13 protein-coding genes are annotated in these 14624 nt (G+C 36.1%); 3 read left to right on the top strand and 10 right to left on the bottom strand.

Annotated elements, in window-relative coordinates; genetic code table 11:
• Nucleotides 1-29: 29 nt before the first annotated feature.
• The 5 genes from P0N36_RS04370 to P0N36_RS04350 form a co-directional block, all read right to left on the bottom strand.
• Nucleotides 30-1091: an HD-GYP domain-containing protein gene (locus P0N36_RS04370; protein ID WP_275841616.1), complete on the bottom strand. Its 1062-nt coding sequence runs from the start codon at nt 1089-1091 to the stop codon at nt 30-32.
• Nucleotides 1092-1121: 30 nt separating this feature from the next.
• Entirely contained in the window at nt 1122-1634 is a 513-nt protein-coding gene (locus P0N36_RS04365) for a DUF6106 family protein (protein WP_275841615.1), read from the bottom strand.
• 215 nt (nt 1635-1849) lie between these two features.
• Nucleotides 1850-3475: a chaperonin GroEL gene (groL, locus tag P0N36_RS04360; RefSeq protein ID WP_275841614.1), complete on the bottom strand. Its 1626-nt coding sequence runs from the start codon at nt 3473-3475 to the stop codon at nt 1850-1852.
• 12 nt (nt 3476-3487) lie between these two features.
• Entirely contained in the window at nt 3488-3772 is a 285-nt protein-coding gene (gene groES / locus P0N36_RS04355; protein WP_275841613.1) for a co-chaperone GroES, read from the bottom strand.
• Nucleotides 3773-3910: 138 nt separating this feature from the next.
• Nucleotides 3911-4759: a DNA-3-methyladenine glycosylase family protein gene (locus P0N36_RS04350; RefSeq protein WP_275841612.1), complete on the bottom strand. Its 849-nt coding sequence runs from the start codon at nt 4757-4759 to the stop codon at nt 3911-3913.
• A 139-nt stretch (nt 4760-4898) separates the two neighbouring features.
• On the opposite strand from P0N36_RS04350, the gene P0N36_RS04345 reads away from it, so the two are divergent.
• Nucleotides 4899-5618 (top strand): DUF6062 family protein, encoded by a 720-nt coding sequence (locus P0N36_RS04345; RefSeq protein ID WP_275841611.1) that lies wholly within the window; start codon nt 4899-4901, stop codon nt 5616-5618.
• On the opposite strand, the gene P0N36_RS04340 is transcribed toward P0N36_RS04345, so the two are convergent.
• Nucleotides 5608-6048, bottom strand: a complete 441-nt coding sequence (locus tag P0N36_RS04340; protein WP_275841610.1) for a DUF188 domain-containing protein — start codon at nt 6046-6048, stop codon at nt 5608-5610. The genes P0N36_RS04345 and P0N36_RS04340 overlap by 11 nt on opposite strands.
• Before the next feature lie 135 nt (nt 6049-6183).
• Between P0N36_RS04340 and P0N36_RS04335 the strand changes: the two genes are divergently transcribed.
• Nucleotides 6184-9387, top strand: coding sequence for a DEAD/DEAH box helicase (locus tag P0N36_RS04335; protein ID WP_275841609.1), 3204 nt, complete (start codon nt 6184-6186; stop codon nt 9385-9387).
• A 49-nt stretch (nt 9388-9436) separates the two neighbouring features.
• Here the strand turns inward: P0N36_RS04335 and P0N36_RS04330 are convergent, their stop codons facing one another.
• Together P0N36_RS04330 and ppk2 are read right to left on the bottom strand one after the other, a co-directional pair.
• A complete protein-coding gene (locus P0N36_RS04330) occupies nt 9437-10465 on the bottom strand; it encodes a 3-deoxy-7-phosphoheptulonate synthase (protein WP_275841608.1) in 1029 nt (342 codons plus the stop codon).
• 211 nt (nt 10466-10676) lie between these two features.
• Nucleotides 10677-11492: a polyphosphate kinase 2 gene (gene ppk2 / locus P0N36_RS04325; RefSeq protein WP_275841607.1), complete on the bottom strand. Its 816-nt coding sequence runs from the start codon at nt 11490-11492 to the stop codon at nt 10677-10679.
• A 194-nt stretch (nt 11493-11686) separates the two neighbouring features.
• On the opposite strand from ppk2, the gene P0N36_RS04320 reads away from it, so the two are divergent.
• Nucleotides 11687-11959 carry a DUF1294 domain-containing protein gene (locus tag P0N36_RS04320; protein WP_275841606.1) on the top strand — a complete coding sequence of 91 codons (273 nt, stop codon included), beginning with the start codon at nt 11687-11689 and terminating at the stop codon, nt 11957-11959.
• Here P0N36_RS04320 and P0N36_RS04315 read toward each other — a convergent pair.
• On the bottom strand, nt 11940-12788 hold the full coding sequence (locus P0N36_RS04315) for a DUF2225 domain-containing protein (protein WP_275841605.1): 849 nt from the start codon (nt 12786-12788) through the stop codon (nt 11940-11942). The genes P0N36_RS04320 and P0N36_RS04315 overlap by 20 nt on opposite strands.
• A gap of 63 nt (nt 12789-12851) precedes the next feature.
• Nucleotides 12852-14498 carry a glutamine--tRNA ligase/YqeY domain fusion protein gene (locus P0N36_RS04310; RefSeq protein ID WP_275841604.1) on the bottom strand — a complete coding sequence of 549 codons (1647 nt, stop codon included), beginning with the start codon at nt 14496-14498 and terminating at the stop codon, nt 12852-12854.
• Nucleotides 14499-14624: the final 126 nt, after the last annotated feature.

Here is a 14624-nt window from a genome sequence, read left to right as displayed (position 1 = left end):
ATTAATTCGAGATTCTAACAAACATAAGCCTATTTGTCAATCTCTTTTTCATCTACAATAAGCGTATTTAGGTTTACTGAAAGATCCACTTCACCTACGACTGCCATTGATGTTTCATCAATGATGCGTATGACCGGCCTCGTAGGAAAGTCCTCATTCAATCTTGCTACAATACCAATACGACCATCATTTAACACCACGCCTGTTGAAACAGGGTATGGAGATATAGATTTTCTAAATATTTTTATGATTTCAGGGTCAAACCATGTATAGGCTCTTGATACGATCATTTCAACAATCTCATAATGTCGCATATGTGTATCTCTTGGTAGATTATAGAGTAGATTGTCATATTCATTAGCTACGGCAACAATTCTTGAAAACTCATGAATCGATGTGTTCTTTTTTCCAAGAGGGAAGCCCGTTCCATCATAATGTTCATGATGGGTCAAAGCAATGTTTGCGGCTAACAAAGAAGATTTTGGTATAGACTTAATCATTTCATAACCTAACCTTACATGCTCTTTATAAATCTTATATTCTTTGTCAACATAATCTTCCCTATATCGAATGACATCATATTTAATCTGTGTTTTCCCCACATCATGAAGAATAGCGCCAAGTGCTAAATGCTTTAACTGGGCATCATTGTAATTTAATTTTTTCCCAATTAGTAGGGAAATCACACACACATTAATAGAATGCATATGTAAATACGCATCTCTGTTACGTATCTCTTGAAGACTCACCATCACATGGGGATTGGCAACCACCTCTGAAATGACAGCATCCACTTTTTCTACAATACTTTGGCTGGCACTAAAATATCCTTTGCGCATTTTCTCCATGCTATCTTCTAGAGCCCTTTTTGTGGATTGAACAGTCTCTTCACTAATAAGTGCTTCAATCTCAATACCTTCTGACAATTCATCTTTAATATAAATGTAATCTACATCAATATCATGAATCTTATTTATGAATTTTTCGGTTAATAATGTTCCTTCCTTTAGTAATATGACCCCATTATTAGTATATATGGGCTTTGCCAAGATCATATCCTTTTTTAATTTCTCGACTCCAACTCTTCGCATATGACCAACCACCTTGCCAATCTTTTCTATCTATTTTTTAATTTTTCTTGGAATATAAGCACGAATTGCATCAAATATTTTCTCGTTTGGTTCAAAAATCAGCTTGATTTTTTTTGAATCTTTATCAAAAATAGCAGCATAAGTATTTTCTTGAAGTACCCCACTACTTACGTCATAAAGCTTCGAATATTTTTCAACATCTTTCCCATAATCTTTGTTAGAAATTGGGACCATGATGATAAAATTATCCACATGGACAGACAACAACCTTTTTCGTCTGTTTTTATTGATAATCTGATCAATATCCAATTCGCCGTTGGTAAAGATATATTCATACTCTACATTAAAACGTCTAAATAAAAAGACTACACACAAAATGACACCTATGGCTATAATGTATATCAAGTTTCTTAGTCCGGGGGTTAAAAATGCTACAGCTAAAACAATAACGCCCCCTGCTAGGATGGTAATCCTCTTAAGATTATCTGTCATGTTCTGTTTTCGTTCTACAAGTTGCTCATTAAAAATATCATTTACCTTCATTATGGCCTCCGAAATAGTGCGACACTTGATTGCCTTTGAGAAATTGAGTCAATTACATTATATAGGATAGACCTTTTAGAAACAACCTTATTCCTATTTAATATTTTGTATGGCCAATCTACTTTTATTGCTTATGTGTAAATCTTTTCAATCAAATAAAGGAGACCGTAGTCTCCCTTATTCATTTTATAATCATTAATGTGACGATGTCACTTTTACATCATTCCCATACCAGGTGCACCACCACCCATTGGCATTGGATTTTCTTCTTCTATATCTGCTACAACAGACTCTGTAGTCAGTAATGTCGATGCTACCGATGTGGCATTTTGCAAGGCTGATCTTGTCACCTTTGTCGGATCAATTATGCCTGCTTCCACCATATCAACATATGTTTCTGTTAAAGCATTAAAGCCTATACCCATATCGGATTCTTTCACCCTATTAACAACGACAGAACCTTCAAGTCCAGCATTCACTACAATCTGGCGCAGAGGAGATTCTAAGGCTTTTAGTATAATTTTGGCCCCCGTTTTTTCATCACCTTCTAGACCGTCCACTATGGATTCAATTCTTTTAGTAATATGGATATATGCTGCACCACCGCCTGCTACGATACCTTCTTCAGCCGCTGCACGGGTTGCTGCTAAAGCATCTTCCATACGCAACTTCTTCTCTTGCATTTCAGTTTCCGTTGCAGCACCCACTTTGATTACCGCTACACCACCAGATAATTTTGCCAATCTTTCTTGAAGTTTTTCACGATCAAAGTCTGATGTGGTATCTTCTATCTGATTCTTGATTTGTGCCACACGACTGTGGATGTCGTCTTTACTACCAGCGCCATCTACAATTATGGTGTTTTCTTTCATGATTTTAACAGATTTCGCTTTACCAAGCATCTCCATAGTCGCTTCTTTTAAGTCAAGGCCCAGTTCTTCTGAAACAACTGTACCACCTGTTAATATGGCGATGTCTTGTAGCATGGCTTTACGTCGATCACCAAATCCAGGTGCTTTTACTGCTACACAGTTAAAGGTACCCCTTAATTTGTTCACAACAAGTGTCGCTAATGCTTCTCCTTCAACATCTTCTGCTATGATTAATAGTTTTGCGCCTGCTTGAACAATTTGCTCAAGGATGGGCAAAATCTCTTGAATATTAGAAATCTTTTTGTCCGTAATCAGGATATAAGGCTGCTCAAGCAAGGCTTCCATTTTATCCATATCTGTAGCCATATATGGTGACAAATAGCCTCGATCAAATTGCATCCCCTCAACAACTTCTAATTCTGTATCCATACTTTTGGATTCCTCAATGGTAATGACGCCATCTTTGGAAGCTCTTTCCATTGCCTCGGCTATCAAATCTCCTATGGCTTCATCACCGGCAGATATCGCTGCAACCTCTGCTATTTGTTCTCTACCCTTTAGTGTTTGACTCATTTCAACGATAGCTCTAACCGCTTCTTCAGTCGCAGCCTTCATGCCACGTCTTAAGATGATTGGGTTAGCTCCTGCAGCAATGTTTTTAACACCTTCAACAATCATTGCTTGAGCAAGAACAGTCGCTGTTGTTGTTCCGTCACCAGCTACATCATTGGTTTTTGTTGCTACTTCCTTAACCAACTGTGCACCCATATTTTCAAAAGGATCTTTTAACTCTATTTCTTTTGCTATTGTCACACCATCATTGGTGATGAGTGGTGCTCCGAATTTTTTATCTAAAACGACGTTTCTACCTTTAGGTCCTAAGGTTACTCTTACTGTATCTGCTAATTGATTCACACCTGATTCCAGTGCTGCTCTAGCTTCTGCTCCAAATTTAATCTCTTTTGCCATGATGAACCTCCTTTATTCCACAACTGCAAGTATATCGTTTTGTTTAACAATAATATACTCTGTACCATCTAGTTTGACTTCTGTTCCCGCATACTTCGAGTAAATGACTTTATCCCCAACTACAACCTGCATGGTTACTTCTTTACCATCTACATTGCCACCTGGGCCAACGGCTACAACTTCAGCTTCTTGAGGCTTTTCCTGTGCTTGACCCGGCAACACAATACCGGACTTGGTCTTCTCTTCAGCTTTAAGTTGTTTTAAAACAACACGATCATTCAATGGTTTTAAATTCATGATATTCCTCCTCTTTCATAAATAGTATTTTCTTATCAGCACTCTGTAATGGAGAGTGCTAATTCCTGTTCTTATATTACCAAAAAAATTCATGATATGCAAGCAAAAATTTAACACTTCAGTTCCATATTATAAAGTTTATTTTCCGATTTGGTGATCTCTTCCATAGTAAAAAAGATATTGTTGCGCCAAGCCTCCTAAGCCTTTAAAATATCTGTCTGCAAACTCAAGAACAATCTGATCTGATACACTTTGATCATTAAAGTATGCATGTGTCATCATACGTCTCACCCAAACATCCAATGGAAATACTTCAATTCTTCCAAAAGCAAACAACAAAATACAGTCCGCTACTTTTTGTCCAACACCACTAATCTCCATTAGCTTATCTCTGGCCATGCTATCTGGCATTTCTTCAATCGCTGCAAAATCTATAGTATTTTGCACAACCTTTTGTATCGCATCATATAAATAAGGTGCTCTAAAGCCAACTTTTAACTTTCGCCATTCTTCCACCGTTACATCTGCAAGCACCTCTGCTGTAGGAAAGGTATAATACGACCCATATTGATCTGTCACAGTTTGACCATAACGCTCACACAAACGTTCTACTAGAATTTTAATCTGGGGAATGGCTTTGTTTTGAGATAGGATAAATGTAAGCAACATCTCAAAAGGTGCTTGTCTTAATATTCTAAGCCCTCTTTTTTCCATGATTGCTTTTTTTAGTACAGGGTCTAGTTTAACTAAAATAGATTGAATCTGATCATAGTTTCTGTTCATATCAAAATATCTCACCCATAAGCGATTGTACTCTTCATTGGAGCAGTCCATATAAACATGCTTACCAACTTGATTGATTCTAAGACGTTGATCAAAAGCAATAACATCATATATATTATTTTCAATATGTTTGTATCTAAAACATTGACCACATTCCAATATTTGACTGATTAAAAAACTATCACTTACTAATACCTCAATCATTTACCCACCTCGATTCAAAACACGGAAATGGATGCAACTTCTTTACCGCTATGTTATACTGATATAATAGCTTTGTCTATTTATTATACCTCAAATTCAACTTGTCAACATCTATTCTGTTTAGATAAAGGAAGTTTTTATGTCAAAAGAAGAAATCTATACAATACCTATCATAGACGCATTCAAGACCGATTGTGAGTGTCCTTTTTGTCATCTGTATGAATCTCTTGAAAAGGATAGCATCGACTTTGTCTTAGGTCCATCCTATATGGATGTTGACATAAGACATCATACCAACGCATCCGGTTTTTGTGCCAACCATTATGCCAAGCTCTTTAATGAAAAAAATCGTTTGGGCATGGCTTTGATTCTGGAAACACATATGAAGAAGGTACGTCAAGATCTTGAAGCAGCTGTAATGAAACCTTATAAATCCAAAAGTTTTCATATAGGTAAACGTACAGTGCTAAGCCCTGTTAAAGACTTCACCGAAAAAATGGTACATCAATGCTACATTTGTGACCGGGTTGAAGACTTTTTAGACCATTATCTGGATACTTTTTTTTATCTATGGAAAAAGGATACATCTTTTCGAGATTTATTTATGGTATCTAAAGGCTTTTGTATCAGGCATTTTGGTCATTTATATGATAGAGGCGAATATGTCCTAAAGGATAAAGACTTCCAAGCCTTTAAAACAAACCTCATTGCTATCCAACAATCCAACTTCGACCGCGTTATTGGCGACCTTGAATGGTTCATTTCCAAATTTGATTACAGATATGAAAAGGAACCTTGGAAGCAATCAAAAGATGCTGTAAGCAGAAGCATTCAAAAAATTTCTGACTTTAAGCCTTAAGCTGTATGACCAATGCTTCAAAGTTTTTACTAAATAGAACATCCGCTTGTCGGTCTCTTTTTTTAGGACCTTTGTGCTTTTTTTTCATCATTCTTAGTGATTTGTGCATATGTCTTTCAAACAAAAGCTGATCAATATTGTTCAACGTAAACGCCCTACCATTTGCATCCATGGCATACCCTTTTTTGCCTAATACCAAAGATGCTAATCCATAATCGTTGGTAATCACAACATCACCAACTTTCATATCCCTAACAATGGCTAGATCTACTGAATCAATGCCTTGATCAACCGTAATGACGCGGGCTGTTTCATAGGAAAGCTCATGATTAACATCTGTATATATAACGGTTTCGACCTCGTATTTATTTGTAATTTGTAAGATGGATGCCCGTACCGGGCAAGCATCACCATCGACTCTTACTATCATATCGTTTCCTTTCAAAGTAAGATATGTTTAAAACAGTGCGCTTATAAAACACATCCTATGATTTAATTATAGAGGATTTCATCAACATTGTAATCAAGATTAATGAGTTCATACTCTAAAGAAGCAGGTGCCAACATGATTCAACTCACTTTACAATGGATTAAGACCTATGCTGGTAATGATCGGAAATTCAAGTCCGGCTTTATGATCCATCAGAAAAATAATATACTCAGTATTGAAGCCAGTTCAAAAAATGGCTTTCATATCCTCTTAAAAGATTTAAAAGATGAACAATTCGAACTGTATTTATCTTTTTATTCCGATACAGGCACCTTCAAAAATGCTAGGTGCACTTGTTATGATGTTCAACCTTGTATTCACACCCTAGCGGCCTTATTATACATCCTATATAAAAAAGAGTCTTTGACTCTTGATCTTACTCAGAATCAAACCTTGAAAATGTTCCAGTCCTTTGAACAAGTATTGTTTCAGCCTACAACCTCAAACCAGCTTACACTGCTAAATCTAGAAGTCACTTTACACCCAAAAGATGCTTATCACAAAACTCTTCAATCTGCCATCTCACTTAAAGTAGGGCTCTATCAAACCTACGTGGTTAAAAATATTGAGTCTTTCGTTTATGCGGTAATGGAGAAACATACCTATGAGCTATCAAAAACCTTAACCTACGATTCGGAGTCTTTTGGGTTTACAGATGAAGACTACAAGCTTATCGCTTTACTATATGATTTTTATAAAACAAGACTCTTCTTATTACCAAAACGTCAGAGCTTGGTATCCACACCAATTAAGGCGTCTTATCAAATATTACCAGATACCTATTTAAAACGTTTATTGGAACTTCTAAAGAATAAGTCATTTCACTTAGATTATGATGGTATGCTTTTTAAAGACCAGGACATCATAGACCATTTAGAAATTGATCTTTATTTGACTGATGATGCAGGTCATTATATCATCTCTGTAAATGCTTATGATATCTACTTCCCCTTAACAGAAGACTATTCATTCGCCTTTTATAACAATCAAATCAGTTCTTTATCCGCCATTAAAGCCGATGCTTTTAAACTTTTTTATACATACTTCAGTGATAAGTCCTTAGATATTCAATATGACCATCTACATAATGTTATGAATCAAATCCTGCCTGTTCTTGAAATGGTAGGTTATGTAACCCTTGAACCCACTATTGCTCAAAAAATATTGCGTTACCCTTTGGAATCAAAAATCTATTTGGATAAAAATCATGACCAACTTAAGCTTAGGGCCTACTTCATCTATGGTCCTCATGAGTTTGGTCTTTATCCTGAAATCGATCCTGACTTAGGTGACCAGATTGTTTTTAGACAGTTGAATATTGAGCAACGTATTTTGCAGTTACTAAAAGATACCCCTCACGCAATAGATTCTCAAGGATTCTTAACCTATGCTTCCGAAGATGACCAATTTTATTTCATCGACCAAATTCTACCAAAACTTCAAAAACTTGGAACGCTTTATTATTCCGATTCTTTTAAAGATACCTACTTAAAGTCTGAGAAACAGCTTAGCGCTTCTATCGCCTACAAGGGTAGCTCTAATCTACTGGATCTAAGTTTTGAAATGGAAGGTATAAGTCAAGACGAAATCTTCATACTTTTAAAAGCCATTGTCGAAAAAAAGCGATACTTTAAATTATCCGATGGTAGTTTTTTCAAAATACAGGATGCCTTAGCTCACCAAATGAGTGTTCTTGACAGCCACTATCCCATTATAAATTCAAATCAAGGAAGTAGCACTTTAAGCCTACCCGGACATCATGCCTTCTTCTTAGATCACCTTATGAGCAGCACGCAAACAGTTCATTATAATCAGGCCTATAAAAAGCTATTAAACGCTATTCAAAATCCTGAAAACTATTTTATTGAGGTGCCAAAGCCTCTTGATGCCATACTAAGAGATTACCAAAAAACCGGATATCGTTGGCTTAGTGCTCTCACTTCTTATGGATTAGGTGGTATTTTAGCGGATGATATGGGACTTGGCAAAACATTACAGGCCATAACCCTTATGACAAGTCATGTTGCCAGCTTACCTTCACTTGTTATCGCACCAACATCATTACTCTATAATTGGGAAGAAGAAGTTCGTAAATTTGCCCCTAACCAAAAAACCATTGTCGTCTCCGGAAGCAAAAATGAACGCATTGAGCAAATCGAAAGTCTTTGTAATGATGTCATCATCATCACCTCCTATGGAGCACTTAAAAGAGACTTACACCATTATAAACAAACTTTCATGTTTTGTATTATTGATGAGGCACAACATATCAAAAACCCAAAATCTCAAAACGCTATTGCCGTCAAACACATAAACGCCTTACACCGTTTTGCTTTAACAGGTACACCTATAGAAAATACTCTGACTGAGTTGTGGTCTATTTTTGATTTTATTTTGCCCGGCTTTCTAGGCAGCGCCAGTTACTTTGCTAAAACCTATGAACGTCCTATCACTAAAGATAATAATCATCATTGTTTAAAACAGCTTAATCAAATGATTGCGCCTTTCATCCTTAGAAGAATCAAACAAGATGTTTTGAAAGAGCTACCACCCAAAATTGAAACAAAGGTCACCATCGAACTAAATAAACATCAGAAAAAAATATATATGGCTTATATTGAAAAAGCAAAAATGGAAATGGAAAGCTTTAAGTATTTATCCGGTGGCCAAAAAAATATGAAAATCCTGTCAATTCTCATGCGGTTACGCCAGATTTGTTGCCATCCATCCTTGTTCATCGATCAGTATACTCATGGGTCTTCTAAAATGGACCTACTTCTAGAATTGGTTATGGATAGTATTGAAAGTGGCCATCGTATGTTGATTTTTTCTCAGTTCACATCTATGTTAGGTATGATTCAGACCTTATTGGATAAGCATAAAATCGAATCCTATTATCTTGATGGCTCTGTGCCGCCTAATAAAAGACAGGAGATGGTCCATGATTTTAATACAGGCTTCCATAGTGTTTTCTTGATTTCTCTTAAAGCCGGCGGAACCGGCCTTAACCTGACCGGCGCTGATGTTGTCATTCATGTTGACCCTTGGTGGAATCCAGCTGTTGAAAATCAAGCAACAGACCGTGTCTATCGTATCGGTCAAAAAAAATGTGTTCAGGTTTACAAATTAATCACCGCCGGTACCATAGAAGAAAAAATATTTACCTTGCAGCAAAAAAAGCAAAATCTAATTGAACATGTGATTAAGCCCGGCGAAACATTTATCAATAAATTGTCTGCCCACGAGCTTCAAAATCTTTTTGACTCAGAACCAAAATAATAAAGGTTTTGCTACTTAGTTTGAATCAGCCCGTTCTTTATTATAGCATCTATAACTTCCTAGCAATTTCTCTAATCAGTGCTTCAGAAGCTTCCCAACCTAGGCAAGGATCTGTTATAGATTTACCATAAACGCCCCCATCTATTCCTTGAGCGCCTTCTTCAATATAGCTTTCTATCATCAAACCTTTGACGTACTTCTTAAAGTCAGCATCATAGTGGCGATTCCTTATGACTTCATAAGCAATACGTGGTTGTTCTTCGTAGTGTTTGTTCGAATTGGCATGATTTAAGTCTATAATCACACTAGGATGTTGTAGCTCTCTTTCTTCATACAACTTGATCAGATGACGAATATCCTCATAATGATAGTTAGGAAAACTTCTGCCATATTGGTCAACATAACCACGCATGATAGAATGGGTAAGGGGATTCCCAGATGTTGCTACTTCCCATCCTCTATAAATAAAGGTATGCTCTATCTGACCTGCTTTAATGGCGTTTAACATGACCGATAAATCACCGCTGGTTGGGTTCTTCATGCCTGACGGAATTTCCAGTCCGCTAATGGTCAAACGGTGTTGTTGATTTTCTACTGATCTAGCACCTATAGCAACATAGCTTAATAAGTCTTCAAGATAGGCATAATTGTCCGGATACAGCATCTCATCTGCACAAGATAAACCTGCTTCTTCTATAGCTCTAATATGCAGTTTCCTGATGGCTTTAATGCCTTCTACCATATTAGATTCCTTATTGGCATCCGGTTGATGGACCATGCCTTTATAACCCTCTCCTGTGGTTCTGGGCTTGTTGGTATATATCCTCGGAATGATGACAATCTTGTCTTCTACCTCTTTTTGAATATGGCTTAAACGTTTTACATAATCAATAACAGCTGTTTCATTGTCCGCTGAACAAGGGCCTATAATTAAAATGAAACGTGAATCTTTTCCTTCGAATATATTTTTAATGATTCGGTCCCTTTCAGTTTTTATTTTATGCCCCTTTTCAGACAAAGGTAACAATTCTATAATTTCATTTGATGAAGGTATTTCCTGTACAAAATTAAAACTCATTTTTTATTCCTCATTTCCTCATAAACTTGAACGTTTGATTAAAGTCATTTTAACACATTCATTTATTAATTGTTCAATTTCCATTATTATAATGATTTCAGTACCCCTTGACAAGGTTTTTTTGTTGTTTTTTAAGTTATGGTATGGTTAAGGCGCCAAAACAATATGGTAAAGAAAAAAAGTGGCAAAGCCACTTTTCTAATATATAACTTTATGATTTGTCTTTAATTAAAGTTTTGGCAACATCCGGCACCAATGTCTGTTCCTCAAATGGTGGTCGTATGTAATTGGTCTCTTTTTGTCTTTCCGGTAACTTGATTTTTTCTGGCGTCAAATCTTGATATTCAATTTTGCTTAATAAATGCGATATACAATTGATACGTGCATGTTTTTTAATATCTGCATCTACCACATACCAAGGTGCCTGCTTAATGTCTGTATAAGCAAACATCGTATCTTTTGCCCTAGAATACTCCACCCAAAACTTCCTGGATTCTACATCCATAGGACTAATCTTCCACCGTTTTGTAGGGTCATTGATGCGATCTTGGAATCTATTTTCCTGTTCATCATCACTGACTGAAAACCAGTATTTAATTAATATAATACCTGAGCGCACTAACATTTTTTCATATTCAGGGGCACTTCTTAAGAACTCCTGATATTCTTCTTCTGTACAAAAGCCCATGACACGCTCCACTCCGGCTCTATTATACCAACTACGGTCAAAAAGTACTATTTCTCCAGCTGCAGGAAGGTGAGGTACATATCTTTGAAAATACCATTGAGACTTTTCTTTTTCAGTAGGTATCCCAAGGGCTACTACTCTACAAACACGAGGATTAAGCTTCTCAGTAATGCGTTTAATGACACCACCTTTTCCTGCGGCATCTCTGCCTTCAAAAACTACAACAACCCTAAGTCCTTTTGCTTTTACCCATTCTTGCAGTTTTACTAATTCCACTTGAAGTTCTTCAAGTTTTTTTAAATACACCTTTTTTGATATTTTTTTCTTCTTATCACTCAAAGCTTACCCCCCTAACTAAAGCATCTTTACCTGTTACTATTATTTTAACATACTATCCATATCAATAAAACAATAAAAATGAGACTTAATGTGATTACTTCACCGTAAGTCTCATTTTCATAATATCGTAGTGTTTGCTTTTTTTATATGAATTCGCTATAATCAATTTAGATTTACTGAGAGGAGCAACCACTTTGATTGACAACTTCCTACTAATCACCATTGCAGTAATTAATTGCTTTACCTTTGCGCTTTACGGCATTGATAAAATAAAGGCCGTAAATAATGAATGGCGTATTTCCGAGAAAAAATTATTGAGCTTATCTATGTTGGGACCATTTGGCTCTTTACTTGGCATGAAGCTCTTTCGCCACAAAGTCAAAAAGCCTAGATTTTATGTCGGTATTCCTTTTTTTGCCATTGTTCAACTGATTCTCATCGGTCTTTTTATGGCTTTCCTTCACTAGACTGGCCTTCTTTTTCTTCTTTTATTTTTTGATTAACCAAATCTTTAACATCTCGTGCTTTGTCTTTTAACCTCTGTTGGCTATCTTCTCCGACCATTACTTTTGATAGCCAGCGTTTTGAATGACTATAGTCGCCTAATTCAAAAGCCAAAACACCTAATAAGTAATAGTACGTCGGTTGATTCATACCAAAAACTGGAAAGCTGATGGTCTCATAAGCTTCAAGAAAACCGGTGTAAGCATTTTTTATAAAATTAAGGCGCTCAAGCGTTAATGACTCTTTTTTGTCTTCTTCAATTGTTTCCAAGTATCCGTCAATAATCCACGAAATTCTAAGACAAAGATAAGCTTTGTTGACACTTCTAGATCCCATAACGATGGCATTATATAGAGCAAGCTTATTGTTAATCAATGCCGTTTTATAATCATAATCCTTAGGCTCTTCCTTAGGTATGAACTTGGATGATATTTGTTCTTTTATGGTCTTGATTTGACGCTCGGAAATTTTGTTATAGGTAGTATTTAAAGCTGCATAACCACATGAATTGCATTGAATAACATCATAAATCAATGGATCGATTTTTGAATAAATGGGGCGTAGTGTCAGGCTGGTTCTCTCAAACCTATTGATGCTTGATTTCACCGTTTTTGATAAGAATTCATGGTCACAAACCGGACATTTGACTTTTCTATCAAATACCAGCTGTTTTGTCTTCTTTGCCTGTATTTCTTTTTTTACCGGTTTTTCATCTTTCGCTTTTCCATGAAAATCCAAGGGTTGATTACTATTTAATCCAAAGGTTCCTAAATCTGAAAATATCGACTCCATTGTGTACTCCTTATTGATCTATTCATGGTTGCTCCAAAACTGTACCTTTTTACTTTTGATAAATTAAAAACTGCTCTTTAATGAAACAATTTGATTCATAACCAATTGCTCATTTGTTGTTAGATGTTTGTCAACAACATAATACCCATTTCGAATAAACTGAAAGCGTTTTTCTCCTTGATTAATAAAATCTTTAATTGAGCTTTCAACCAGTGCATCTTCATATATTTTTTTTGAACTCATATTAATAGATTCAATAAGCTTATCATCACTTGGTTCATCCAAAAATAAATCTTCATAAATTCTAACCGTACATCTTGTAGCATCTAAGGCACTTAACCAGTGAATGGTGCCCTTTGGCTTTCTTTCATTAAAGCCGGACCCACTTTTGGTTGCAGGATCATAAGTACATCGAAGTTCTACTACTTCGCCCTTATCATCTTTAATGACTTCATTACATTTTATGAAATATGCCGACCTTAACCTGACTTCTTCTCCCGGAGATAACCTCTTGAATTTCTTTGACGGCTGTTCACAAAAATCTTCCCCTTCAATAAAAAGCTCTTTTGTAAATGGCAACTTTCGTGAACCAAAATCCGGATTAGAGAAATGATTATCAACATCCACATATTCCATTTCTTCAAGATTTGTAATGACAACTTTTAAAGGATTTTGTACCATCATTAAACATTTTACTTTTTCTTTCAAGTCTTGTCGAACAAAGTGTTCCAACATTTTGTAGTCTACAGTTGTTGATGTTTTCGGCACACCAATTTCATTCAAGAAGTCAAATATAGCTTCCTTTGTGACGCCACGACGCCTAAGACCTTTAATAGTAGGTAACCTAGGATCATCCCAACCATCCAATATACCACTATCAACCAATTGCTTCAGGTAGCGTTTCGATGTCACCACACCCGTAAGGTTTAATCTTCCAAACTCAATTTGCCGTGGTAATACGCCTTTCAAATCAAGGGCACTTAGCACCCAATCATACAATGGTCTATGATTAATGAACTCATTTGAGCATAAGGAATGAGTAACCCCTTCAATATAGTCTTGAATTGGATGGGCAAAATCATACATAGGATAAATGCACCATTCATTTCCGGTTCTATAGTGTTTTTCCTTCAATACACGATAAATAACCGGGTCTCTAAGGATAAGATTTGGATTTTCCATGTCTATTTTAGCCCTTAGGACACGCACACCTTCGTCCACCAAACCCTGTCGCATATCTTCAAACAGCTTTAAGTTCTCTTCCGTTGAACGCTCCCTATAGGGACTATTCTTTCCTGGTTCTGTCAATGTGCCACGATAGGCACGCATTTCTTCCATGTTCAAATCACAAACATAGGCTTTTTCATTTTTTATTAGATCAATGGCATAATCATAGATTTGCTTTGAATAGTCTGAACCAAAGAAAGCCGCGTTGCCATAATCGCAACCAAGCCATTCCATATCTTCTATAATAGCATGAACATATTCCATATCCTCTTTCATTGGATTGGTATCATCAAATCTCAAATTAAATTGACCACCATATTTTTTTGCAATACCATAGCTGATATTAATAGCATAAGCACTCCCAATATGCAAGTAGCCATTTGGCTCTGGGGGAAATCTGGTAACGACTTTGTCTATTTTTCTGTTTTCTTTATCCTCAAATACCAATCTGTCAACAAAATTCAATGCATTGTTTTCACTCATAGACGGACTCCTTAGCCATTTATTATTTAACCATTGTTGATTTTTTCTTAGTGTAATCATTCTCTGTAGCATTCCTATTATACTATAGCTGTTAAGAATTGGAAAGCATGAAGTCTCTTTAGACGT

Source organism: Petrocella sp. FN5, assembly GCF_029210395.1.
GTDB lineage: Bacteria > Bacillota > Clostridia > Lachnospirales > Vallitaleaceae > Petrocella.
The sequence above is the reverse complement of the archived record's forward strand: the minus strand, read 5'-3'. Positions and strand labels throughout refer to the sequence as shown.

Bases quoted from the DNA above. Each gene is read 5' to 3' on its own strand.
- P0N36_RS04370 (WP_275841616.1), bottom strand. From the start codon at position 1,091: ATGCGAAGAGTTGGAGTCGAGAAATTAAAAAAGGATATGATCTTGGCA.
- P0N36_RS04365 (WP_275841615.1), bottom strand. From the start codon at position 1,634: ATGAAGGTAAATGATATTTTTAATGAGCAACTTGTAGAACGAAAACAG.
- groL (WP_275841614.1), bottom strand. From the start codon at position 3,475: ATGGCAAAAGAGATTAAATTTGGAGCAGAAGCTAGAGCAGCACTGGAA.
- groES (WP_275841613.1), bottom strand. From the start codon at position 3,772: ATGAATTTAAAACCATTGAATGATCGTGTTGTTTTAAAACAACTTAAA.
- P0N36_RS04350 (WP_275841612.1), bottom strand. From the start codon at position 4,759: ATGATTGAGGTATTAGTAAGTGATAGTTTTTTAATCAGTCAAATATTG.
- P0N36_RS04345 (WP_275841611.1), top strand. From the start codon at position 4,899: ATGTCAAAAGAAGAAATCTATACAATACCTATCATAGACGCATTCAAG.
- P0N36_RS04340 (WP_275841610.1), bottom strand. From the start codon at position 6,048: ATGATAGTAAGAGTCGATGGTGATGCTTGCCCGGTACGGGCATCCATC.
- P0N36_RS04335 (WP_275841609.1), top strand. From the start codon at position 6,184: ATGATTCAACTCACTTTACAATGGATTAAGACCTATGCTGGTAATGAT.
- P0N36_RS04330 (WP_275841608.1), bottom strand. From the start codon at position 10,465: ATGAGTTTTAATTTTGTACAGGAAATACCTTCATCAAATGAAATTATA.
- P0N36_RS04315 (WP_275841605.1), bottom strand. From the start codon at position 12,788: ATGGAGTCGATATTTTCAGATTTAGGAACCTTTGGATTAAATAGTAAT.
- P0N36_RS04310 (WP_275841604.1), bottom strand. From the start codon at position 14,498: ATGAGTGAAAACAATGCATTGAATTTTGTTGACAGATTGGTATTTGAG.